This is a genomic window from Brevundimonas sp. PAMC22021 (assembly GCF_019443405.1).
Taxonomy (GTDB): domain Bacteria; phylum Pseudomonadota; class Alphaproteobacteria; order Caulobacterales; family Caulobacteraceae; genus Brevundimonas.
Window position 1 is genome coordinate 953,344 of sequence record NZ_CP080376.1, and the last position, 20,845, is coordinate 974,188.

Here is a 20,845-nt window from a genome sequence, read left to right on the forward strand (position 1 = left end):
GGCGCGGATCGCAGACCTGTCCCGAGGCTGGCGCTGATATAGAAGTCCCCGCGAAATAGTCAAGTATTTCGCGGATCAGCGCCGGCCGAACAGCTTTTCCATATCGTGAAGCTTCAGCTCCACATAGGTCGGACGACCGTGATTGCACTGTCCGGAATGGGGCGTGGCCTCCATCTGGCGCAGAAGCGCGTTCATCTCGGGTGCGGACAGGACGCGGCCGGAACGGACCGAACCGTGGCAGGCCATGGTCCCGCAGACGGCGGCCAGCCGCTCCTTCAGCGACAGCGCCGCGCCGTGCTCGGACAAGTCGTCGGCGATGTCGCGGACCAGGCCCTGAACGTCGGTGTCGCCCAGCAGCGCCGGGGTCTCGCGCACCAGCACGGCGCCGACGCCGAAGGCTTCGACCACCAGGCCCAGTTCGGCGAGTTCGTCGGCGCGGGCGGACACACGTTCCGCCTCGGCGGGGTCAAGCTCCACCACCTCGGGGGTCAGGAGGGCCTGACGCGACACGGCGCCCTCGGCCATCTGGGCCTTCATCCGTTCGTAGACGAGGCGTTCGTGGGCGGCGTGCTGATCGACGATGACCAGGCCGTCGCGGGTCTGGGCGACGATGTAGTTGGCGTGGAGCTGCGCCCGCGCGGCGCCCAGGGGGAGGGAGACTTCGTCAGGGTGTGGGGTGTGGGGTGTGGGGTGTGGGGTCGGTTCAACGCGGGCGCTGGGTTCGTTGAGGCCGGGGATGATCTGCGCCGTGGCGGTTGCTGGGGCGGCCCAGGCTTGCCAGCCGGACCAGCCGGTCGCTCGCGAATCTGCGACGCTTCCATCGGGCGCCCCCACACCCCACACCCCATGCCCTATTCCCGTCGGGCCGCTGTGCGGGCGAAAGCCGCTCAGCGCATCCGCGGCGACCGTCGTGCTGGCGCGGTGACCCGCCGCGTGCAGGGCGTGACGCAGGGCGCCGACGATCAGGCCGCGCACCAGCGCCGGGTCGCGGAAACGGACCTCGGCCTTGGCCGGATGGACGTTGACGTCCACCAGCAGCGGGTCGATCTGCAGGAACAGGGCCGCCGCCGGGTGGCGGTCGCGCGCCAGGAAGTCGGCGTAGGCGCCGCGCAGCGCCCCCTGCAGCAGGCGGTCGCGGACCGGCCGGCCGTTGACGAACAGATACTGATGCGCCGCATTGCCCCGCGAATAGGTCGGCAGACCCGCATAGCCGGACAGCCGAACGCCATCGCGCTCCTGATCGATCAACAGGGCGTTGGCCTCGAAGTCGCGGCCGAGCAGGGCGGACAGGCGCTTCAGCCGACCCTCGTCGCCGGGATGTTCGGCCGGCAGGCGCAGGGTGGTCTTGCCGTCCAGCGACAGGGTGAAGGCTGTCGCCTCATGCGCCATGGCCTGACGCTTGATCTCTTCCGAGATCGCCATGGCCTCGGCGCGCTCGGACTTCATGAACTTCCGCCGGGCGGGCGTGGCGTAGAACAGGTCGCGCACCTCGACGCGGGCGCCGTGCGGTCCGGGAAAGCCGGTGGGTGACAGCGGGCGCTGGTCGCCGCCCTCGACCACCACGGACCAGGCTTCGGCCGCGTCACGGGCGCGGCTGGCGATGGTCAGGCGCGCGACCGAGCCGATCGAGGGCAAGGCCTCGCCGCGAAAGCCCAGGGTGTGGATACGCAGCAGGTCCACGTCGCCCGCATCGTCTGGCTCGAGCTTGGAGGTCGCATGGCGTTCGATGGCGAGCGCCAGTTCGTCCCGGGGGATGCCCCGGCCGTCGTCGGCGATCAGGATTCGCGACAGTCCGCCGCCGTCGGCCTGAATCTCGATCTGGCGGGCGCCGGCGTCCAGGCTGTTCTCCACCAGCTCCTTGATGGCGCTGGCGGGGCGCTCGACCACCTCGCCGGCGGCGATGCGGTTGACGGTCTCGGGCGGGAGGCGGCGGATCGGCATGAGTCCGCAAAGGATAGGCCGATTGCGGCCGGTACGCGAGGCCGGCGGCGTTGCTCAGGCCCGTTTGGGCCGTTAAGGCGTTTGCCTTCTCCCGCCTGCCCGAAAAGACGCCGCCATGCACGACATCAAAGCCATTCGCGAGAACCCGGACGCCTATGTGGCCGGCTGGCTGTCGCGCGGCGTGGCCGAGGCGCAGCAGGTCGTTGATCGCGCGTTGGAGTTGGACCGGGAACTCCGCACGGCCCAGACGACCGGCCAGGACGCCCTGTCCAAGCGCAACGCCGCCTCCAAGCTGATCGGCGCGGCGATGGCCAAGAAGGACATGGCCGAGGCGGACCGGCTGAAGGCCGAAGTCGAGGCGCTGAAGGGCGATATCGCCTCGGCCGCCGAGGTCGAGGCGCGGGTCGGCGGCGAGCTGCGCGACCTGCTGGCTGCCCAAAAGAATCTGGCGGCCGACGACGTGCCGGACGGCGAGGACGAGGCGGGCAACGTCGAGACCCATCGTCATGGCGAACCCCGCCGCACCGGCCCGGCCAAGGATCACGCGGATCTGGGCGAAGCGCTGGGCCTGCTGGACTTCGAGGCGGCGGCCAAGATGTCGGGCGCGCGGTTCGCGGTGCTGAAGGGACAGCTGGCGCGGCTGGAGCGGGCGATCGGCCAGTTCATGCTGAACATCCAGATCGATCAGCACGGCTATCTGGAGGTGAACCCGCCGTATCTCGTGCGCGACGAAGCGATGTTCGGCACGGGACAGCTGCCGAAGTTCGAAGAGGACCTGTTCCGCACGGGCGACTACCTGCTCATCCCCACTGCCGAAGTCTCACTGACCAATCTCGTGCGCGAGAGCATCCTGTCGGAGGACGAACTCGCCGAGCCGATGCGGCTGACGGCGCTGACGCCGTGCTTCCGCGCGGAGGCCGGGTCGGCCGGCCGGGACACGCGCGGGCTGATCCGCCAGCACCAGTTCTCAAAGGTCGAGATGGTGTCGATCACTCGGCCTGAGGACTCCGAGACCGAGCACGAGCGCATGACGGTCTGCGCCGAGACCATTCTGAAGATGCTGGAGCTGCCGTTCCGCCGCATGCTGCTGTGCAAGGGCGACATGGGCTTTTCGGCGAAGAAGACCTTTGACCTCGAAGTCTGGCTGCCGAGCCAGAACACCTATCGCGAGATCAGCTCCTGCTCCAACTGCGGGGATTTCCAGGCGCGGCGCATGGAGGCGCGGTTCAAGCGCGCGGGCGAGAAGAAGACCGAGTTCGTGCACACCTTGAATGGGTCGGGCCTGGCGGTCGGCCGCACCCTGGTGGCGATCATGGAGAACTATCAGGACGAAGACGGCCGCATCGCCGTGCCGAGCGCGCTTCAGCCCTACATGGGCGGGCTGACGCATGTGGGCGGGGCTGCGTGAAGATCCTCCTGACCAACGACGACGGGATCGAGGCGGAAGGCCTCGCCTGTCTGGAGCGGATCGCGCGGACGCTGTCGGACGACGTCTGGACCGTCGCGCCCCAGACCGAGCAGTCGGCCAAGGGGCGCGGGATCACCCTGACCGAGCCGTTGCGCGTCGCTTCCCTCGGTGAGAAGCGGTTCGCCGTCAGCGGCACGCCGACCGACTGCGTGATCCTGGCCGTCAACGACCTGATGCCGGACAAGCCGGACCTGGTGCTGTCCGGCGTCAACCGCGGGCACAACATCGGCGAGGACGTCAGCTATTCCGGCACTGTCGCGGGCGCGTTGCAGGGCATGGCCTTCGGGATCCGCTCCATCGCCCTCAGCCAGAGCCTTGAGCGCTTCCACGACGAGGTGATCGCGCGCTGGGAAACGGCCGAGGCTTTCGCGCCCGCCATCGTCTCGCGCCTGCTGGACCAGAAATGGCAGCCGAACGTGATCATGAACCTGAACTTCCCCAACCGCCCGCCCGAGGCGGTGAGCGAGGTCGAGGTGACGACGCAAGGATTCCGCGACATCGGCGAGATGCACGCGGTGCGCCGAACCGATCTGCGCGGGCGCGATTACTACTGGATGAGCTTTCGCGGAAAGAAGCAGGAGCATGCCGAGGGCACCGACCTGCGCGCCATCGACGAGGGCCGCATCTCGGTCACGCCGCTGCATGTCGACCTGACCCACATGCCCAGCGTCAACGACCTGAAGAAGGTGCTGGGCGGCGCGCCGCCGCGCCGGGTGGAGCGAGCGTGAAGCTGGACGACGAGCGCGCCGGGCGGCTGATCCTGGCGCTGCGACAGCAGGGCGTCACCGACGGCCGGGTGCTGGCGGCCATGGAGGCGGTGGACCGCGCGCTGTTCGTGCACCAGAAGTTCCTGGACCAGGCCTGGGAAGACCAGGCCCTGCCGATCGACTGCGCCCAGACCATCAGCCAGCCCTTCATCGTCGGCCTGATGACCCAGGCGCTGGACGTGCAGCCGCGTCACCGGGTGCTCGAGATCGGCACCGGCAGCGGCTACCAGTGCGCGGTGCTCAGCCGCCTGGCGCGCTACGTCTATTCGGTCGAACGCTATCGCAGCCTGCTGTCGGAAGCCGAGGAGCGGCTGCGGGCGCTGGGCGCCGACAACGTCATCACCCGGCACGGCGACGGCGGCCTCGGCTGGCCCGAACAGGCGCCCTTCGACCGCATCATGGTCACCGCCGCCGCGCCCGGAGAGCCGACCGAACTGCTGAAGCAGCTGAAGCCCCAGGGCGTGCTGGTCGCCCCGGTCGGCCGAGGGTCCGTGCAGATGCTGCACCGCTACGTCGGCCAGGGCGACGGCTCCTTCCGCCGCGAGAGCCTGACGGAGGTCCGCTTCGTGCCGCTGGTCGAGGGGTTGGCGAAGGAGGGATAAGGTGCGGCCTTAACCTTATCGCCCAACTTCCGCGCGGTTTGCGGGGTTGGCTTGGGGCGCGCCAAGGGGCACACCGGGCGGGCGAGTTCTTCAGGCAGCAGGCGAGGCGACGAATGGCCAGTTGGTCGGGCGTGATCAGGATGGCGGCGATCGCCGGTGCGGCGGCGAGCCTGGCGGCCTGCGTCAGCTATCCGTCCGAGCCGCGCTATTCGACGCGGGCGACGCCGGGAGAGGCGTCCGCCTATCCGCCGCCGGGCACGCCGGCGGGGCAGCCCTATAATCCTTATGGTGCGCAGCCCGCCCAGCCGACCCCGTCCTACGAATCACCGCCCCCGTCGGCGGCGCCCGTCGCGCCGGTCGAGGGCGGGGCCCTGCCGCCGACTTCGGCGCAGCCCTATGCGACGCCGGCGAACTCCACGCCGACCTATCCGCCAATCTCGAGCGCGCCTGTCGTGGCGGGCGCGGGTTATGCGATCCAGCCCGGCGACACCCTGTCCGGCGTCGGAAGACGTTTCCAGACGCCGGTGCAGACGCTGATCGACCTGAACAACCTGGGGCCGCGCGGGGCGATCACGCCGGGCCAGCAGATCGTGCTGCCCGACTCGGCCGTCGATACGGGACGTGATCCTTACGCCACCGGGCCTTCACCGGTTGGGGTGCTGGTGCCCAGCGCCGGCGCGGTTCCGCCGCCCCCGCCGCCGCCGTCCGGCAACGCCGCCTTGCCGGTGCAGTCGCGGCCCAGCGCGCCTCTGGCCAGCGCGCCGACGCCAGGGACGGCCCAGGTGGCGCTGGTCTGGCCGGTGCGCGGCGAGATCCTGCGCCGCTTCGGCCCGGTCGGCATGGGCGAGCGCAACAACGGCATCAACATCGGCGCCTCCGCGGGCGCGGAAGTGGTCGCCTCGGCCGCAGGCCGGGTGGCCTATGTCGGCGACGACCTGGTGGGGCAGGGGCTGACGGTGCTGATCGTCCACGCCAACGGCTGGCGCACCGTCTATGGCCATCTGGGCTCGGCCACGGTGCGCGACGGCGAGGATGTGCGCCAGGGTCAGCAGATCGGCACGGTCGGCCTGACCGCCGGCGACGGGCGGCCGTCCATTCACTATGAGACCCGCCGGATGCAAGGCGACGATCCCGTTGCGGTGGATCCATTGACGGTGTTGCCAAGGTAGCGCTTTCGCCGCGTTGCAATCGTCAAGCCTCGGCCCTAGGTTCCGCGCCTCGTTTGACCGGGGCGCCGACGAGGGCCTGCCCCTGCCCGGAGTTCACCGATGTCCCCAGCAGCCGACGGCGGCGTGATGGCCGTGATCATGCAGTTCCTGCCAATCCTGGCCATCTTCATCCTGTTCTATTTCCTGCTGATCCGTCCTCAGCAGAAGCGGGCCAAGGAGCATGCGAACACGATCGGCGCCATCAAGCGCGGCGACACGGTTGTTCTGTCCAGCGGCATGATCGGCAAGGTGACCCGCGTCGAGGACGCCGAGGTCAACGTCGAGATCGCCCCCAGCGTCAATGTGCGGGTGGTCAAGGCCATGGTGGCCGAGGTGCGCAACCGCACCGCCATCGCCGCCCACGACGCCAAGCCGCTCGCCAAGTCCTGATCCGCGTCCCTCCGCGCCGCACGACGGCCGGTAACCGAGACCTTCGCCCATGATTCAGCTGTCGCGCTGGAAAGTCACGCTGGTGGTGCTGTCCCTGATCGTGGGCGTGCTGCTGGCCTTTCCGAACCTCCTGTCGCCGCAGCAGCGGGCAAGCCTGCCGGGCTGGCTGCCCAAGAACGCGCTGAACCTGGGGCTGGACCTCCAGGGCGGCTCCTACCTGCTGCTCGAGGTCGATGTGCCGGCCATGCGCCAGGCGCGGGTCGCCAACCTGGTGGAGGACGTGCGGGTCACCCTGCGCGAGGCTGGGATCGGCGTGAACCAGCTGCAGCGCGAAGAGGGCGGGGTGGTCGCCACCATCGCCAACGCTGGCCAGTATGACGCGGCCTTCCAGGCGCTGCGCACCCTCGGCGGCGCGACGGGGCCGAGCGGCGAGGTCGAACGCGCGGCGACGCGCCTGTCCGACAACCGCATCCGCTTCGGCTACACCGACACGGCGCTGAACGGCATGGGCACGACCGCCGTCGATCAGTCGATCGAGGTGGTGCGCCGCCGCATCGACAGCCTCGGCACGCGCGAGCCCTCCATCACTCGCCAGGGCGCGGACCGCATCGTGGTGCAGGCGCCGGGCGAGAGCGATCCGACGCAGCTGGAGCGGGTGATCGGCCAGACCGCGCAGCTGACCTTCCAGATGGTGGACGTCGAGAACTCGGTGAACGACGCCGTCGCCGGTCGGGTCCCGCCGGACTCGCAGCTGCTGACCGACGAGCAGGGCACGCCCTATCTGGTCAAGCGCCGCATCCTGGTGTCGGGCGAGAACCTGACGCGCGCCGGCGTGGGGGCGGACCAGAGCGGTCGTCCCGCCATCGACTTCCGCTTCGACGGCACGGGTGCGCGGCGCTTCGGCGAGGCGACGGCGCAGAACATCGGACGGCCCTTCGCCATTATCCTGGACGGCAAGGTGATCTCGGCGCCGACCATTCAGAGCGCCATCACCGGCGGCACGGGCCAGATCACCGGTCAGTTCTCGATCGAGGAAGCCTCGACGCTGGTGAACCTGCTGAACGGCGGCGCCTTGCCCGCGCCGCTGAACGTGGAGGAACGCCGCGTCGTCACGGCCGAACTAGGCGCCGACGCCGTCGCGGCCGGCGGCCTGTCGACGGCCATCGGCTTCGCCATCATCGTGGTGTTCATGATCCTGGCTTACGGCTTCCTGTTCGGCGGGGTGTCAGTGCTGGGTCTGATCCTGAACGGCATCCTGATCGTGGCGGCCATGTCGCTGACGCAGGCCACCCTGACGCTGCCGGGCATCGCCGGTCTGATCCTGACGTTCGCGGTGGCGGTGGACGCCAATGTGCTGATCTATGAGCGGATGCGCGACGAGGCGCGGGCGGGCCGCAGCGTCATCGCCTCGATGGACGCCGGCTTCAACAAGGCCATGGGCACCATCATCGACGCCAACCTGACGACTCTGGTCGCGGCCGCCATCATGTTTGTGTTCGGCGCGGGGCCTGTGCGCGGCTTTGCCTGGACGCTGACGATCGGCGTGTTCACCTCGGTGTTCTCGTCGGTTCTGGTGGCGCAGGTGCTGCTGGCCTACTGGCTGAAGACGGCCAAACCCAAGAAACTGCCGATCGCGGAGTGATGACGATGCGTGGATGGCCCTTTATCAAGCTGCTGCCGCAGAAGACCAACTTCCAGTTCGTGAAATATGCGCGAGCGGCCGGCGTCCTGTCGGTCGTGCTGTGTCTCGCCGCCATTGTCGGCTGCTTCTATCCCGGCCTGAACATGGGCATCGATTTCCGGGGCGGCGCCTCGATGGAGGTCGCCAAACCGGCTGGGCAGGTGATCGAGCTGGATCGCGTGCGCGAGGCGGTGAACACCCTGAGCCTTGGCGACGTGCAGGTGCAGGGCATTGCCCGGCGTGACAGCAACGCCAACGACGGCTCGACCGCGATTGTCCGCTTCCAGGTGCCGGAAGGCCGCAACCAGACGCAGGTCGTCCAGCAGGTCGAAGGCGCGATCAGCGGCGCGGTCGGCGAGGTAACCTATTCCGGCGTCAGTGTCGTGGGCTCCAAGGTGTCGGGCGAGTTGTTCACCTCCGGCCTCCTGGCGCTGGGCGTCGCGATCGGCCTGATGTTCCTCTACATCTGGTTCCGGTTCGAGCCGCAGTTCGGCTTCGGCGCCGTGATCGGCCTGCTGCACGACGTGATCCTGACGTTCGGCCTGATCGTGGTGATGCGGCTGGAGTTCAGCCTGAACATGGTGGCCGCGATTCTGACCGTGATCGGCTATTCGATGAACGACACGGTGGTGGTGTTCGACCGCCTTCGCGAGAACCTGCGCAAGTACAAGACCATGCCCCTGCGCGACGTGATCGACCTGTCGCTGAACGAGACCCTGTCGCGGACCATCATCACCGGCGTGACGGCGGTCATGGTGCTTGCGGCGCTGGCGGTGTTCGGGGGCGAGGCGCTGTTCGGCTTCTCCATCGCTCTGATGTTCGGCATCATCATCGGCACCTATTCGTCGATCTATGTCGGCGCGCCGATCATCCTGCTGTGGGGCGTCAAGCGCGGCGCGCTCGTCGAGGACGCCAAGCCGGTGAAGCTGGGCATGGCCAGCCGGCCCTGATCAGGGTCGCAACCCGAACTCGAGGCCGCCGGGCGAAGGCACGGCGGCCTTTGTTGCTTCAGGACAGACGAAGCGTCGCTTGGACGTAGCGGGAGACTTCGCGCGCGGCGCTGGGGTCCTGCGCCATCGACCACCAGCCGACTTGAAAGCCGAGGTAGGCGACCGTCATGAAGTCGCACAGCTCCGGGGCGGCATTAGTTTCGGACAGCAATACGGATCGCTCCGCCGCCGACAGATCGAACTCGACGACCGCGCCGGCCACATCCCAGGCGATGTCCTGCGGGCCGATCAGGTCGTGCGATTGGGAATGATCCACAGCGTCGGTCTTCAGCACGCCGCCTGGTCCTTGCAGCCACTCCCAGCGGTGGAGACGCCCGTCGATGTGGACGGGTCGGCTGGCGGCCTGAAGCTGCTCGAGCCGCCGTTCTGTCCATGCGCCGAGGTCCGGCGCCGCGTCGCCCAAGGCTTCGCGAAGGTTCTGGCGCGCCATGGCGAAAAGCTCGTTCAGGGTCGCACCTTGATGTGGGGCGGGAAAGGCGCTGGCGCGAAAGGCGAGATAGGGCCCCAGCGCCTGAACGATCTGTCTCCGCTCGGGCGCGCCGCCATCGATCCAGGGTTCGAGCAGAAAGCCATGCCGTAGCGCGAGCGGCTCGGGCGCAAAGCCGGCGCGGCTGAGGGCTCGCGCTCGCTCCAGCTTCTCCTCGGCGGTCGCGTCCAGGCCGACAAAGCTCAGAAGATACAGGCCTCGTTCCGTAGTCAGCCGGTATTTGCGCGCCTCGCGCGACGGATCGGCGGGCGCATCGGGCCAAGGCGAGAGCTTGCGCCAGGCGCCGCCTGACAAATCCTTCAACGGCCGGGTCGGCTTGCCGGCCACGTCTTCGAACCAGGCCGCCAGCGGCGCTCCGGGTGCGTTGAGAATCACCGCCTCGAACGAGGCGACGCGGCGCTCTGCCGTGTCCCAGCGCGCACGATGATGCGGCTGGGCATGCGGACCGAGGTCGCCCGAGTGGCTGGGCATGAAGACGATGCGCTCGGCCGGAACGCCCTGGCTTTCCAGCCAGTCGGCTGCGCCGCCCAGCGAGGAGCCCGACAGGCCCGGACCTTCATCGACAAGGACGAACGTGGCTTGTGGATCGTCCAGGATGCGCGCGCGCAGGGCGGAGCTGATGTCCAGCGAGCGCGCGAACGGCTCGCCGCGTGGGCGAACGGTGATGCAGGCGCGGGCGTCGGCCACGGCAGCCACCAACGCCGCGAGCCCGACGCCGATGCTGCGCAGACCGATGACGACACAGCCGTTCGGCAAGCCCCGCGCGGCCTGAAGGTAAAGCTCGGGATAGAGGGCGTAGTAGGCGAAGCCTTCCGGATGCTTCAGCGTCAGGCGGTGCGGTGCAAGGCGAACCAGTGGACGCAGCCGCTCCAAATCGACGGAAGGCGCGGGTTCGTCAGGGTGCGTCCATGCCTCGTCAAAGGCGCGCGCAAGCTCGACCAAGACCGCCATCAGTTGGTCCTGCGCGTCCGAGACATCGTCGATGTCGCCGGCCGCCTCGCTTTCGGCGTCGGCCCAGCCCTGAAGCAGAGACGAAAGGCGCAGAAAGACCCGGAACACCGCCGCGCGCAGCGCCAGTCCCTGCAAGGCGCCGAAGTCCGCGCCGTCTTCGATGAAGCCTTTCAGAACCGCCGGCCCGTCCACGACGTCGGCGTGATCTCCGTAGACGAGCAAGCGGCTTAGCGCAGAGAGGCGCAGAAGCGCTGGATGCGGCCGCAGGCCTCTTCCAGCACGGCCTCGGATGTCGCGTAGCTGATGCGGAAGTAGGGCGACAGGCCGAAGGCCTCGCCCTGAACCACGGCCACGCCTTCGGCGTTCAGCAATTCGGTGGTGAAGGTCGAGTCCCCATCGATCACCACGCCGCTCTCTGTCGTCTTGCCGATCAGGCCGGCGATCGAAGGATAGACGTAGAAGGCGCCCTCGGGCGTCGCGCAGCTGATCCCCGAGGTCTGGTTCAGCATGGAGACAACCAGGTCGCGCCGGCGCTCGAACGCCGCCTTGCGCTCGGCGATGAAGTCCTGAGGGCCATCCAGCGCCTCGACCGCGGCCCACTGGCTGATGCTGGTCGGGTTGGAAGTGGTCTGGCTGGCGACCTTGCGCATCAGGTCGATCAGCGGCTTGGGCCCGCCCGCATAGCCGATGCGCCAGCCCGTCATCGCATAGGCCTTGGACACGCCGTTGACCGTCAGGGTGCGATCCATCAGGTCGGGCGCGACCTGGGCGATCGTGGTGTATTCAAAGTCGCCGTAGACCAGGTGCTCGTACATGTCGTCGGTCAGCACCCACACCTGCGGGTGGCGACGCAGCACGGCGGCCAGAGCCTCCAGTTCCGCGCGGCTGTAGGCGGCGCCCGTCGGGTTGGACGGCGAGTTCAGGATCAGCCACTTGGTCCGGGGCGTGATGGCCGCGTCCAGCGTCTCGGGCCGCAGCTTGAAGCCGTCCTTTTCCTCGCCGACCGCGACCACCGGCTCGCCGCCCGCCAGCAGCACCATGTCGGGATAGGACACCCAGTAGGGCGCCGGCACGATCACCTCGTCGCCGGGCGACAGGGTGGCGACCAGGGCGTTGAAGATCACCGGCTTGCCGCCGGGCGCGACGTGGATCTGGGCCGGTTCGTAGGACAGACCGTTCTCGCGCGCGAACTTTCTGCAGATGGCCTGTTTCAGCTCCGGCATGCCGTCGGCGTCGGTGTATTTGGTCTCGCCGCGCATGATGGCGTCGATGGCCGCCTGCTTGACGTTGTCGGGCGTGTCGAAGTCCGGCTCGCCTGCGCCCAGTCCGATCACGTCGCGGCCCTCGCGCTTCAGCTCGCGCGCCCGGGCGCTGACGGCGATGGTGGCCGAAGGCTTGACGCGGGCGAGCGAGGCGGACTGCAGGCTGGACATGGAAGACCCGTCGAATTGAAACATTTGCGCCGGGGAGGCGGGTCTGTTTACGCAAGGGTCGCAAAGGCGGCAACGCGATGCAGCCCGCAGGAGAGAAAATGATGCTGAAACTCTACTATTCGCCGGGCGCGTGCGCCCTGGCCTCGCACATCGCGCTGGAAGAGGCGGGCGCCGAGTTCGAGCTGGAGAAGATCGACCTGAAGCAGGGTCAGCAGAAGACGCCGGAATACCTGGCAATCAATCCGGCGGGCGTGACGCCGGCGCTGCGCACCGACGAAGGCGTACTGACGCAGAACCTGGTGATCATGGGCTATATCGCGCAGACGCACCCGGAGGCGAAGCTGGCGGACGTCGACTCGAGCTTCGAGTTCGGACGGATGCAGGCGTTCAACGGCTTTCTGGCCTCGTCGCTGCACCCGCTGATCGGCCGGGCGCTGTTCAGCCGTCCGCCGCTGGAAGGCGAGGCGAAGGACGCGGCGATCGAAGCCGGCATGATGAAATACGCCCTGGTGGAGGACAGCCTGCTGCAGGGGCCTTGGGCCATGGGCGATGCGTATACCGTGGCGGACGGCTATCTGTATGTGTTCACGCGGTGGGCGCGGCAGGCGGGCCTGCTGGACCCCGCGCGCTATCCGAAGCTGAACGACCATCTGGACCGGGTGCAGGCTCGCCCCGCGGTTCAGCGCGCCCTCGCAGCCGAGGGAATCGACGCGGTCTGAGCCGTCTGCTCCCGGCGTTGGCGCGGTTCATGACGGCATCGTGAATGCGGCAGGGCGCGGCGGTCATGAACCGCCGCGCTTATCGGCTCCACAGCGATGCGAAGGGGCTTGCCATCCCCCCTTGGGACGGGCAAACGGGCCGCAGGTAGGCATGGCGCGAGCTGTCAGGAGCCTTCTCGCGCTGGGGATGCGCGAGGCGGCGGGCGTCGTCAGGCAGACTGCAATCAAGTCGTCCTCAGGCCCGAGAAACGGTAAGCGCATCCCATGATTTCATCCCTGTTCGGCGTGATCTCCAATGACATCGCCATGGACCTGGGCACGGCCAACACCCTGATCTACATGAAGGGCAAGGGCATCGTCCTGAACGAGCCGTCGGTGGTGGCGCTTCGCAACGTCGGCGGCCGCAAGGTGGTCCACGCTGTGGGCATCGAGGCCAAGCAGATGCTGGGCCGCACCCCCGGCCACATGGAAGCCATTCGTCCGATGCGCGACGGAGTCATCGCCGACTTCGAAGTCGCCGAGGAAATGATCAAGCACTTCATCCGCAAGGTTCATAACCGCAAGGGCTTCGTGAACCCCAAGATCATCGTCTGCGTGCCGTCGGGCGCCACGGCGGTGGAGCGTCGCGCGATCAACGACAGCTGCCTGAACGCCTCGGCCCGTCGTGTCGGCCTGATCGACGAGCCCATGGCCGCCGCGATCGGCGCCGGCCTGCCGATCCACGAGCCGACCGGATCGATGGTCGTCGACATCGGCGGCGGCACCACCGAGGTGGCCGTTCTGTCGCTGTCGGGCATCGTCTATTCGCGTTCGGTCCGCGTCGGCGGCGACAAGATGGACGACAGCATCATCTCCTACATGCGTCGCAACCATAACCTCCTGATCGGCGAGACCACGGCCGAGCGGATCAAGAAGGACATCGGCACCGCGCGCATCCCGCTGGACGGCGAAGGCCTGACCATCGACGTCAAGGGCCGCGACCTGATGCAGGGCGTGCCGCGCGAGGTTCGCATCTCCGAGCGCCAGGCGGCGGAAGCCCTGGCCGAGCCGGTCACCCAGATCATCGAGGCGGTCAAGGTGGCGCTGGAAGCCACGCCGCCTGAACTGGCCGCCGACATCGCCGACAAGGGCATCATGCTGACGGGCGGCGGCGCCCTGCTGCGCGGTCTGGATGTCGAGATCCGCGACCATACCGGTCTGCCGGTCTCGGTGGCCGAAGATCCTCTGTCGTGCGTGGCCATCGGCTGCGGGCGCGTGCTGGAACATCCGCGCTGGATGAAGGGCGTCCTCGACTCGGCGCTTTGATCGCAAGACCTTGCGGCCAAGCTTAAGCTTGGCCGCATAATCTTGTGCAGCAATGTTGCGAGTGGTTCCATTCCCGCCGTGATTTTGCGATAGGCGGGAAGAACGGCAGGGGGACTGCCGTCACCGCACTCTTCTACAGGAAGGCTGACCGTGGCGTTTCGCGACGGCCCGTTCGATACCATCAAGGTGCCGCTGGTCTGGACGGCGGCGGTCGTCGTCGTGGTCGGCCTGATCGTCGCGGTCCTGCTGCTGATCAGCGACACCAACGAGCCGCAGACCAGCACCAGCTACGGCGTGGCGCGAGGCGGCTTCGAGGCGGCGGCCGCGCCGGCGGGCAGCGCGCTTTCGGCGCCCGTGCGCTGGGTGGGCGGGGCCTTCGACTATGTCGGCAGCTACTTCTTCGCGCTCGGTGAAAACCGGCGTCTGCGCCGCGAGGTGGCGGACCTGCGCGCCTGGCGCGACGACGCGATCGCGTTGAAGAACGTCAACCGTCGCTACGAGACCATGCTGGGCGTGCGCGTCGAGCCCGAGGTGCCGATGGCGACGGCGCGGACGATCTCCGATGCGCGGGGCCCCTTCAAGAACGCGCGCTTGCTGGATATCGGATCCAACAAGGGTGTTCAGGTCGGCAATCCCGTCGTCAACGAACATGGCCTGGTCGGGCGCATCTCCGGCGTGACCGGCGGCGTCAGCCGCATGGTGCTGCTGACCGACGTGGCCTCGCGCACGCCGGTGCTGATCGACCGCACCGACGCTCGCGCCATCCTGACCGGCGACGGCAGCGGTAACCCGCGACTGGCCTTTGTGCGCGGGGCCGACGCGGTCAAGGCCGGCGACCGCATCCTGTCGTCCGGCGACGGCGGCGGCATTCCGCGCGGCGTCCCGATCGGCGTCGCGGCCAAGGGGTTGGACGGCTCCTGGCGGGTGAAGCTGTTCAGCGATCGAGGCGCTGTCGATTACGTCCGAGTGCTGCTGTTCCGCGACTTCGCACAGCTGGTGAACCCGGCGGCGCTGAACGCGCCGACCCTGTCCGGCCTCCGTTCGGCCGCACCGCCGACGCCCGAGCAGGCCGCGATCATCGCCGATGCGGTGGGGCGGCTCCAGGCGCTGGCGCAGGCCGACGCCGAGCGCGCCCGCGCGGCGCTGGCGGCCCAGGCCCAAGCTCAGGCTCAAGCGCCGACCCAGACGCCGCCCAACCCGGCCGCGCCCGGCCAGCCATCGCCTCTGCCGACAGGCTCTTCAGCCGCAACAACGCGGCCGGCGCCGGCCGCCGTCGCTCCGGCTCGATCCACGCCTTCGCCGACGCCAACAGCACAGGCGCCTGCCGCACAACCGGCTGCGGCGCCGACCGCGCCCGCACCGGCCGATACGACCCCGGCGCCAGGAGGCGCGCTGTGAGACGCCCTGTCGCGGTTCGGGTGATCGGGCCGATGCAGTGGATCGTCTATCCGGCGCTGCTGGCGGCCGCCGCCACCGTGGTGCTCGGGACGCCCCTGCGCTTGGCTGGCGTCGGTCTGCCGGAGCCGGTGACACCGTTTGTGCTGGCCTTTGCCTGGCCTCTGATCCGGCCGTCGATGCTGGCGCCGGCCGTGCTGTTCGCCCTGGGCCTGTTCCTGGATCTGTTCTGGGGCAATGTGTTGGGGCTGTGGCCGCTGAGCCTGATGGGAGTCTACGCGGTTGTGCTGTTCTCGCGCAGTCTGCTGGCGGGACAGCAGATGCTGTTCCTGTTTGCCGGCTATGTCGGCTGCGTGCTGGCCGCCTTCGGCCTGGCGTATCTGATCGTGACGATGCGCGCGGGCAATGCGCCGAGCCTGGTGGCGTTCGCCGGCCAGGTGATCCCGACCCTGATCCTGTTTCCCATCGCCGCCTGGATGCTGGACCGGTTCGACGATGGCGACGTGAGGTTCCGATGAGCAGCGAACCGTCGATCTTCTTTGCCGATCCCAACGAGCGTCAGGGATCGTTCCTCAGGCGGACGCTGGTGTTCGGCGGTCTGTCGGCGCTGGGCGTCACCGCCCTGGTCGGACGACTGGGACAGCTTCAGGTCGTTCAGGCCCAGGAATATGCGACGCTTGCGTCCAACAATCAGTTCAACTTTCGCCTGGCGCCGCCGCCGCGCGGGGTGATCAAGGACCGCAACGGCGTGGTCATCGCCGGCAACCGGCCGAGCTTCCGTGTGCTGGTGGTCCGCGACGAAACCAAGGACCTGGACCAGACGCTGGATCTGCTGGGGCAACTGCTGCCGGACACGGTGGAGCGGCGCCGCGCCATCATCCGCGACGTCAACGCCGCGCCGCGTTTTTCGCCGGTGCCGGTCAAGAGCGACCTGACCTGGGAAGAGTTCGCCAAGGTCAACCTGTACGCCCCCGAGCTGCCGGGCGTCATGGCCGACATGAACGACGCCCGCTACTATCCCTTCGGCGGGTCGTTCGCCCACGTCATCGGCTATGTCGCCAAGGTCACCGACCGCGACGTCAAGACGATGCGCGAGAAGGGCGAGGAGCCGCCCGCCATCCTGTTCAACCCGGCCTTTCGCATCGGCAAGCTGGGCGTGGAGAAGGCGCTCGACACCGATCTGCGCGGCGAGGCCGGCGGCAACCGGGTCGAGGTGGATGCGCGTGGCCGTGTGGTGGCCGAGGACGTCGGCGGCTCTCGCCCCGCGGTGCCCGGCAAGGAGGTCGTCCTGACGCTGGACGCCGATGTTCAGAACCGCGCGCTGGAGGTGTTCGGCGAAGAGGCGGGCAGTTGCGTCGTCATGGACGTGCGCAACGGCGACATCCTGGCCATGGTGTCGGCGCCGTCGTTCGATCCCAACCTGTTCGTGGGCGGCGTGCCGTCCAACATCTATCGTGCGCTGGCTGACTATGAGCGCCGGCCGTTGCTGGACAAGGCGCTGACGGGCACCTTTGCGCCGGGTTCGACCTTCAAACCGGTGGTGGGTCTGGCGGCGATGAAGCGCGGCGCCAATCCTGACCGCCGCATCGTCTGCAACGGGGCCTATTATCTGGGCCGGCGCTTCGCCTGCCTGGGGCGGCACGGCGCCCTTGATATGCGGGGCGCGATCAAGAACTCGTGCAACGTCTACTTCATGACCCTGGCGGTCGAGATGGGGCCGGACGCCATCGCCGAGACCGCGCGCGAGATGGGCCTGGGCCAGATCTTCGACATCGGCATTCCGGGCCAGAAGAGAGGCCTGGTGCCCGACCGGCAGTGGCGGCGCGACAATCCGGTGCGCGGCGACGGCAAGTGGTATCCGGGCGAGACGCCGAGCTATGGCATCGGGCAGGGCGCCCTGAACGTCAACGCGCTGCAGCTGGCGGTGTACACGGCGCGGCTGGCCAATGGGCGCAAGGCGGTGACGCCGCGCCTGATCAAGTCGATCGGCGGGGTGGAGCAGGCTCCTGGCGCCGACTTCGCGGACCTGCCCTACGACCCCGAGGCGCTGAAGGTGCTGCGCGACGGCATGGAGGCTGTGACCGACGTGGGCGGTACGGGCTTTCGTAACAGTCAGCTGGGACTGGGCGCGGTCCGCATGGCCGGCAAGACCGGCACCGCCCAGGCCCAGAACTATGGCGCGGGATCGCGCAAGGGGGCAGGGCGGCCCTGGGCGCAGAAGGACCACAACCTGTTCATCGCCTATGCGCCGACCGACAATCCACGCTACGCCGTGTCGGTGATCGTGCAGCACGGCGGCATGGGCGGCGGCACCGCCGGCGCGCCGCGCGCGCGTGAAGTGATGAAGGTGGCCCTGCTGAAGGATCCCGAGATCCGCGCCCGCATCCAGCAGTCGGGCTTTGCAGAGACCGAGGACGCGGGGGTGCAACAGGGCGCGCCGCCTGACGCCGTTCAGCCCGAGGTCGCGGCGCCCTTGGACGCGGCCCCGGCGCCCGCACCCACGGAGCCGCCCCGGTGACCGCCTCGGCCCTGACCCGCCCGGGCGAGCGCGAGCGCGTTTCCACCAAGCTGTCCGAGATCGACTGGCGCCTGGTCGCCCTGTTGTGCGTCATCGCCGGGACCGGAACCGCGATGCTGTATTCCATCGCCGGCGGCCACTGGCAGCCCTGGGCGGCCAACCACCTGATCCGCTTCGGCGGTTTGCTGACGGTGATGCTGGCGCTGTCGCTGGTGCACCTGAAATGGTGGTTCCGCGCGGCCTATCCGATCTACGGCGTGCTGCTGCTGCTGGTGCTGATGATCGAGTTCACGCCGCTGGGTTATACGGCCGGGGGCGCGCGCAACTGGCTGAATCTGGGCTTTACCCGCATCCAGCCGGCCGAGTTCATGAAGATCGGCCTCGTTCTGGCGCTGGCGCGCTGGTATCACAAGCACAGCGCCCAGGAGGCGCGGTGGTCGTGGAAGCTGCTGTTTCCCGCCGGCATGATCGGTGTGCCGTTCCTGTTGGTGGCCAAGCAGCCCGACCTGGGATCGGCCATGATCATCGGCCTGACCGGTGCGGTGGTGATGTTCCTCGCGGGCCTCAGCTGGCGGATCATCGCGGCCTGCGCCGCCGCCGTGGTCGCCGTCGTGCCGCCGTTCGTGATGTTCGTGATGCACGACTATCAGCGCAACCGGGTGCTGACCTTTCTTGATCCGGCCTCCGATCCGTCGGGGACGGGCTACAACATCATCCAGTCCAAGATCGCGCTGGGCGCCGGCGGTCTGCTGGGCAAGGGCTACGGCCTGGGCAGCCAGAGCCAGCTCGAGTTTCTGCCCGAGCGGCATACCGACTTCATCTTCTCGACCGTGTCTGAGGAGTTCGGGTTCCTGGGCTCCTTCACCATGCTGGGGTGCTACATCGCGGTGATCCTGATCGCGCTGCGGATCGCCTCCTTGTCGCACAGCCACTTCGGCCGCATCGCCGCGGCCGGCATGACGGCCTATTTCGCGCTGTTCGTGATGATCAACGGCGCCATGGTGATGGGGCTGGCGCCGGTGGTGGGGGTGCCGATGCCGCTCTTGTCCTATGGCGGATCGTCGATGATGACGGTGATGTTCGGCTTTGCCCTGGTGATGGCGACGCGGGTGCACCGCTATGCCGAACTGCCGAAGGGCGAGGGGCTGTTCTAGAGGCTTCTTGGGGGACTGGTCCGAGGCGAGACGGCGCGGCATAGGTCGGGCATGACCGATGACGCCGCTCCCGAACCCCGTTGGGCCTCCGCCCTGAGCAAGCCCCTTGCCTGGCGCGCAATCGCCGAGACGCCGGTGTTCGAGAACCCGTGGATGCGGTTGATCCGCTACCAGGCCGTCGCGCCCAGCGGCGCCGAGACGGAATACACGGTGATGCGGCCCAAGAACGTAGCCACGGGGGTGCTGCCGATCCACGACGACGGCATGGTGGTGCTGGTGGGCCAGCAGCGGTTCGCGCGGATGAACTACTCCTGGGAGATGCCGGAGGGCGGCGCCGAGCCCGGAGAGGACCCGGCCGAAGGCGTGCGACGCGAGCTGGCCGAGGAGGCGGGCTTGGTGGCCGACAGCTGGTCCGAGCCGATGGTGGTGGAGCTGTCGAACTCGATCACCGACGAGGTGGCGCACACCTGGATCGCCTGGGACCTGCGCCCGTCGGTGCAGACGGCGGCGGATGCGACCGAGGTGCTGGCGGTGGTGCGCGCACCGTTCCGGCAGGTGCTGGAGGCCATCGGCCAAGGCGCGATCCGCGACGTGATGACGGTGGCCGCCGTCTACCGGGCCTACCATATGGCGCGAGAGGGCCTGCTGCCGACCGCGCTGGCGCACGCCATGCTGCAGGGCGTATGATGCCCCGCCACGAGGAGACGGCGATGCCCAAGCTTGAAGTGGTCGCGGAAACGGCCGGACCCTGGCGACAGCTGCGCGCCTCGGCCGAGGCCGCGACGCGCGAGGAGCCGCAGCTGGCCTCACAGATGAACTCGGTGATCCTGTCGCACGACGGCATGGCGGGCGCGCTGAGCTATCAGGTCGCGCGCAAGCTGGGGGACGACGAACTCGGCGCCATGTCGGTGCGCGAAATCTGCCTGTCGGCGTTCGCGGCCGATCCGGCCATCGTGCAGGCGGCCGAGGCCGATCTGGAGGCGGTGGCGGAGCGCGATCCCGCCATCCGCTCGCTGCTGCAGCCGTTTCTCTACTTCAAGGGTTTCCAGGCGCTGCAGGGCTGGCGCGTGGCGCACTGGCTGTGGGAGCAGGGGCGCGAGACGCTGGCGTTTCACTTCCAGAGCCGAATCTCCGAGCTGTTCCAGGTCGACATCCATCCGGGCGCGCGGATGGGCAAGGGGCTGTTTCTGGATCACGGCACCGGCATCGTCATCGGCGAGACGGCGGTGGTCGATGACGAAGTGTCCATGCTGCACGGCGTGACGCTGGGCGGAACGGGCGCCGAGCGCGGAGATCGCCATCCCAAGATCGGCCGAGGCGTGCTGCTGGGCGCCAGCGCCAAGGTGCTGGGCAACATCGTGATCGGCGACTACGCCAAGGTGGCCTCCGGCTCGGTGGTGCTGAAGGCCGTGCCTTCGGGCTGCACCGTCGCGGGCGTGCCGGCGCGGCTGGTCAACTGCCCGACCAACGCCGAACCGGCGCGGACGATGGACCATACGCTGGCCGACGTGGTCTACGACTTCGTCATCTGACGGGTTTTCATCAAGGACGGGCTTCTCTAGGGTCCCGCGCCAATCCCCGAACAAAGGCTGGACCGATGAAAGACACCGACCTGAAGCGCATCGAGAGCCATCTCAAGCGCACCTTCAACACCGGCGGCATCATCGTGAAGGCCCGGCCCAAGCAGAACGACTCGGCCGAGGTCTATGTCGGCGACGAGTTCATCGGCGTGGTGTTCGAAGACGAGGACGAAGCCGGCTCCTTCATGTTCGAGATGGCGATCCTGGCCGAAGATCTGCAGGACTGAGCCGCGCCA

The 20,845-nt window shown here is 68.5% G+C and carries 19 protein-coding genes; 16 read left to right on the forward strand and 3 right to left on the reverse strand.

Translation table 11 applies throughout. The features are described 5' to 3' along the window. Positions 1-75 precede the first annotated feature (75 nt). On the reverse strand, positions 76-1,941 hold the full coding sequence (mutL, locus tag KY493_RS04675; protein ID WP_219897818.1) for a DNA mismatch repair endonuclease MutL: 1,866 nt from the start codon (positions 1,939-1,941) through the stop codon (positions 76-78). A 115-nt stretch (positions 1,942-2,056) separates the two neighbouring features. On the opposite strand from mutL, the gene serS reads away from it, so the two are divergent. From serS to secF, 7 genes are all read left to right on the forward strand, one after another. Continuing rightward, on the forward strand, positions 2,057-3,349 hold the full coding sequence (gene serS / locus KY493_RS04680; RefSeq protein WP_219897819.1) for a serine--tRNA ligase: 1,293 nt from the start codon (positions 2,057-2,059) through the stop codon (positions 3,347-3,349). Next, a complete protein-coding gene (gene surE / locus KY493_RS04685; RefSeq protein WP_219897820.1) occupies positions 3,346-4,137 on the forward strand; it encodes a 5'/3'-nucleotidase SurE in 792 nt (263 codons plus the stop codon). The genes serS and surE overlap by 4 nt, the downstream gene beginning before the upstream one ends. After that, a complete protein-coding gene (locus tag KY493_RS04690) occupies positions 4,134-4,778 on the forward strand; it encodes a protein-L-isoaspartate(D-aspartate) O-methyltransferase (protein WP_219897821.1) in 645 nt (214 codons plus the stop codon). The genes surE and KY493_RS04690 overlap by 4 nt, the downstream gene beginning before the upstream one ends. 113 nt (positions 4,779-4,891) lie before the next feature. After that, positions 4,892-5,947: a M23 family metallopeptidase gene (locus tag KY493_RS04695; protein ID WP_255568034.1), complete on the forward strand. Its 1,056-nt coding sequence runs from the start codon at positions 4,892-4,894 to the stop codon at positions 5,945-5,947. Between the two features lie 99 nt (positions 5,948-6,046). Beyond that, positions 6,047-6,376, forward strand: a complete 330-nt coding sequence (gene yajC, locus KY493_RS04700; RefSeq protein WP_219897822.1) for a preprotein translocase subunit YajC — start codon at positions 6,047-6,049, stop codon at positions 6,374-6,376. A 49-nt stretch (positions 6,377-6,425) separates the two neighbouring features. Then, entirely contained in the window at positions 6,426-8,018 is a 1,593-nt protein-coding gene (gene secD, locus KY493_RS04705; protein ID WP_219897823.1) for a protein translocase subunit SecD, read from the forward strand. Continuing rightward, the gene (gene secF / locus KY493_RS04710) at positions 8,018-9,007 is read left to right on the forward strand and encodes a protein translocase subunit SecF (protein ID WP_219897824.1); all 990 of its coding nucleotides are present in this window, start codon (positions 8,018-8,020) and stop codon (positions 9,005-9,007) included. Before secD ends, secF begins: the two co-directional genes overlap by 1 nt. Before the next feature lie 58 nt (positions 9,008-9,065). Here the strand turns inward: secF and KY493_RS04715 are convergent, their stop codons facing one another. After that, positions 9,066-10,727: a hypothetical protein gene (locus KY493_RS04715; RefSeq protein WP_219897825.1), complete on the reverse strand. Its 1,662-nt coding sequence runs from the start codon at positions 10,725-10,727 to the stop codon at positions 9,066-9,068. 5 nt (positions 10,728-10,732) lie between these two features. Then, positions 10,733-11,938 carry a pyridoxal phosphate-dependent aminotransferase gene (locus KY493_RS04720; RefSeq protein ID WP_219897826.1) on the reverse strand — a complete coding sequence of 402 codons (1,206 nt, stop codon included), beginning with the start codon at positions 11,936-11,938 and terminating at the stop codon, positions 10,733-10,735. A gap of 98 nt (positions 11,939-12,036) precedes the next feature. Between KY493_RS04720 and KY493_RS04725 the strand changes: the two genes are divergently transcribed. The 9 genes from KY493_RS04725 to KY493_RS04765 all read left to right on the forward strand — a co-directional run bounded on the left by KY493_RS04725 (position 12,037) and on the right by KY493_RS04765 (position 20,836). Next, positions 12,037-12,657, forward strand: a complete 621-nt coding sequence (locus KY493_RS04725; RefSeq protein WP_255568035.1) for a glutathione S-transferase family protein — start codon at positions 12,037-12,039, stop codon at positions 12,655-12,657. 264 nt (positions 12,658-12,921) lie between these two features. Continuing rightward, positions 12,922-13,962 carry a rod shape-determining protein gene (locus KY493_RS04730; protein ID WP_219897827.1) on the forward strand — a complete coding sequence of 347 codons (1,041 nt, stop codon included), beginning with the start codon at positions 12,922-12,924 and terminating at the stop codon, positions 13,960-13,962. Positions 13,963-14,112: 150 nt separating this feature from the next. Continuing rightward, entirely contained in the window at positions 14,113-15,360 is a 1,248-nt protein-coding gene (gene mreC / locus KY493_RS04735) for a rod shape-determining protein MreC (protein WP_219897828.1), read from the forward strand. Beyond that, on the forward strand, positions 15,357-15,875 hold the full coding sequence (locus KY493_RS04740; protein ID WP_255568036.1) for a hypothetical protein: 519 nt from the start codon (positions 15,357-15,359) through the stop codon (positions 15,873-15,875). Before mreC ends, KY493_RS04740 begins: the two co-directional genes overlap by 4 nt. Beyond that, complete coding sequence (mrdA, locus tag KY493_RS04745; protein ID WP_219897829.1) at positions 15,872-17,875, forward strand: penicillin-binding protein 2; 2,004 nt, start codon at positions 15,872-15,874, stop codon at positions 17,873-17,875. Before KY493_RS04740 ends, mrdA begins: the two co-directional genes overlap by 4 nt. Further along, positions 17,872-19,029 (forward strand): rod shape-determining protein RodA, encoded by a 1,158-nt coding sequence (rodA, locus tag KY493_RS04750; RefSeq protein WP_219897830.1) that lies wholly within the window; start codon positions 17,872-17,874, stop codon positions 19,027-19,029. The genes mrdA and rodA overlap by 4 nt, the downstream gene beginning before the upstream one ends. A gap of 51 nt (positions 19,030-19,080) precedes the next feature. Further along, complete coding sequence (locus tag KY493_RS04755) at positions 19,081-19,716, forward strand: NUDIX hydrolase (RefSeq protein ID WP_219897831.1); 636 nt, start codon at positions 19,081-19,083, stop codon at positions 19,714-19,716. A gap of 23 nt (positions 19,717-19,739) precedes the next feature. Continuing rightward, entirely contained in the window at positions 19,740-20,561 is an 822-nt protein-coding gene (gene cysE, locus KY493_RS04760; protein ID WP_219897832.1) for a serine O-acetyltransferase, read from the forward strand. Positions 20,562-20,626: 65 nt separating this feature from the next. Next, positions 20,627-20,836, forward strand: coding sequence for a DUF3126 family protein (locus tag KY493_RS04765; RefSeq protein ID WP_219897833.1), 210 nt, complete (start codon positions 20,627-20,629; stop codon positions 20,834-20,836). Positions 20,837-20,845 lie beyond the last annotated feature (9 nt).

Coding starts and splice junctions, on each gene's coding strand:
- mutL (WP_219897818.1), bottom strand. CDS start 1,941: ATGCCGATCCGCCGCCTCCCGCCCGAGACCGTCAACCGCATCGCCGCC.
- serS (WP_219897819.1), top strand. CDS start 2,057: ATGCACGACATCAAAGCCATTCGCGAGAACCCGGACGCCTATGTGGCC.
- KY493_RS04695 (WP_255568034.1), top strand. CDS start 4,892: ATGGCCAGTTGGTCGGGCGTGATCAGGATGGCGGCGATCGCCGGTGCG.
- yajC (WP_219897822.1), top strand. CDS start 6,047: ATGTCCCCAGCAGCCGACGGCGGCGTGATGGCCGTGATCATGCAGTTC.
- secD (WP_219897823.1), top strand. CDS start 6,426: ATGATTCAGCTGTCGCGCTGGAAAGTCACGCTGGTGGTGCTGTCCCTG.
- secF (WP_219897824.1), top strand. CDS start 8,018: ATGACGATGCGTGGATGGCCCTTTATCAAGCTGCTGCCGCAGAAGACC.
- KY493_RS04720 (WP_219897826.1), bottom strand. CDS start 11,938: ATGTCCAGCCTGCAGTCCGCCTCGCTCGCCCGCGTCAAGCCTTCGGCC.
- KY493_RS04725 (WP_255568035.1), top strand. CDS start 12,037: ATGATGCTGAAACTCTACTATTCGCCGGGCGCGTGCGCCCTGGCCTCG.
- KY493_RS04730 (WP_219897827.1), top strand. CDS start 12,922: ATGATTTCATCCCTGTTCGGCGTGATCTCCAATGACATCGCCATGGAC.
- mrdA (WP_219897829.1), top strand. CDS start 15,872: ATGAGCAGCGAACCGTCGATCTTCTTTGCCGATCCCAACGAGCGTCAG.
- KY493_RS04755 (WP_219897831.1), top strand. CDS start 19,081: ATGACCGATGACGCCGCTCCCGAACCCCGTTGGGCCTCCGCCCTGAGC.
- cysE (WP_219897832.1), top strand. CDS start 19,740: ATGCCCAAGCTTGAAGTGGTCGCGGAAACGGCCGGACCCTGGCGACAG.
- KY493_RS04765 (WP_219897833.1), top strand. CDS start 20,627: ATGAAAGACACCGACCTGAAGCGCATCGAGAGCCATCTCAAGCGCACC.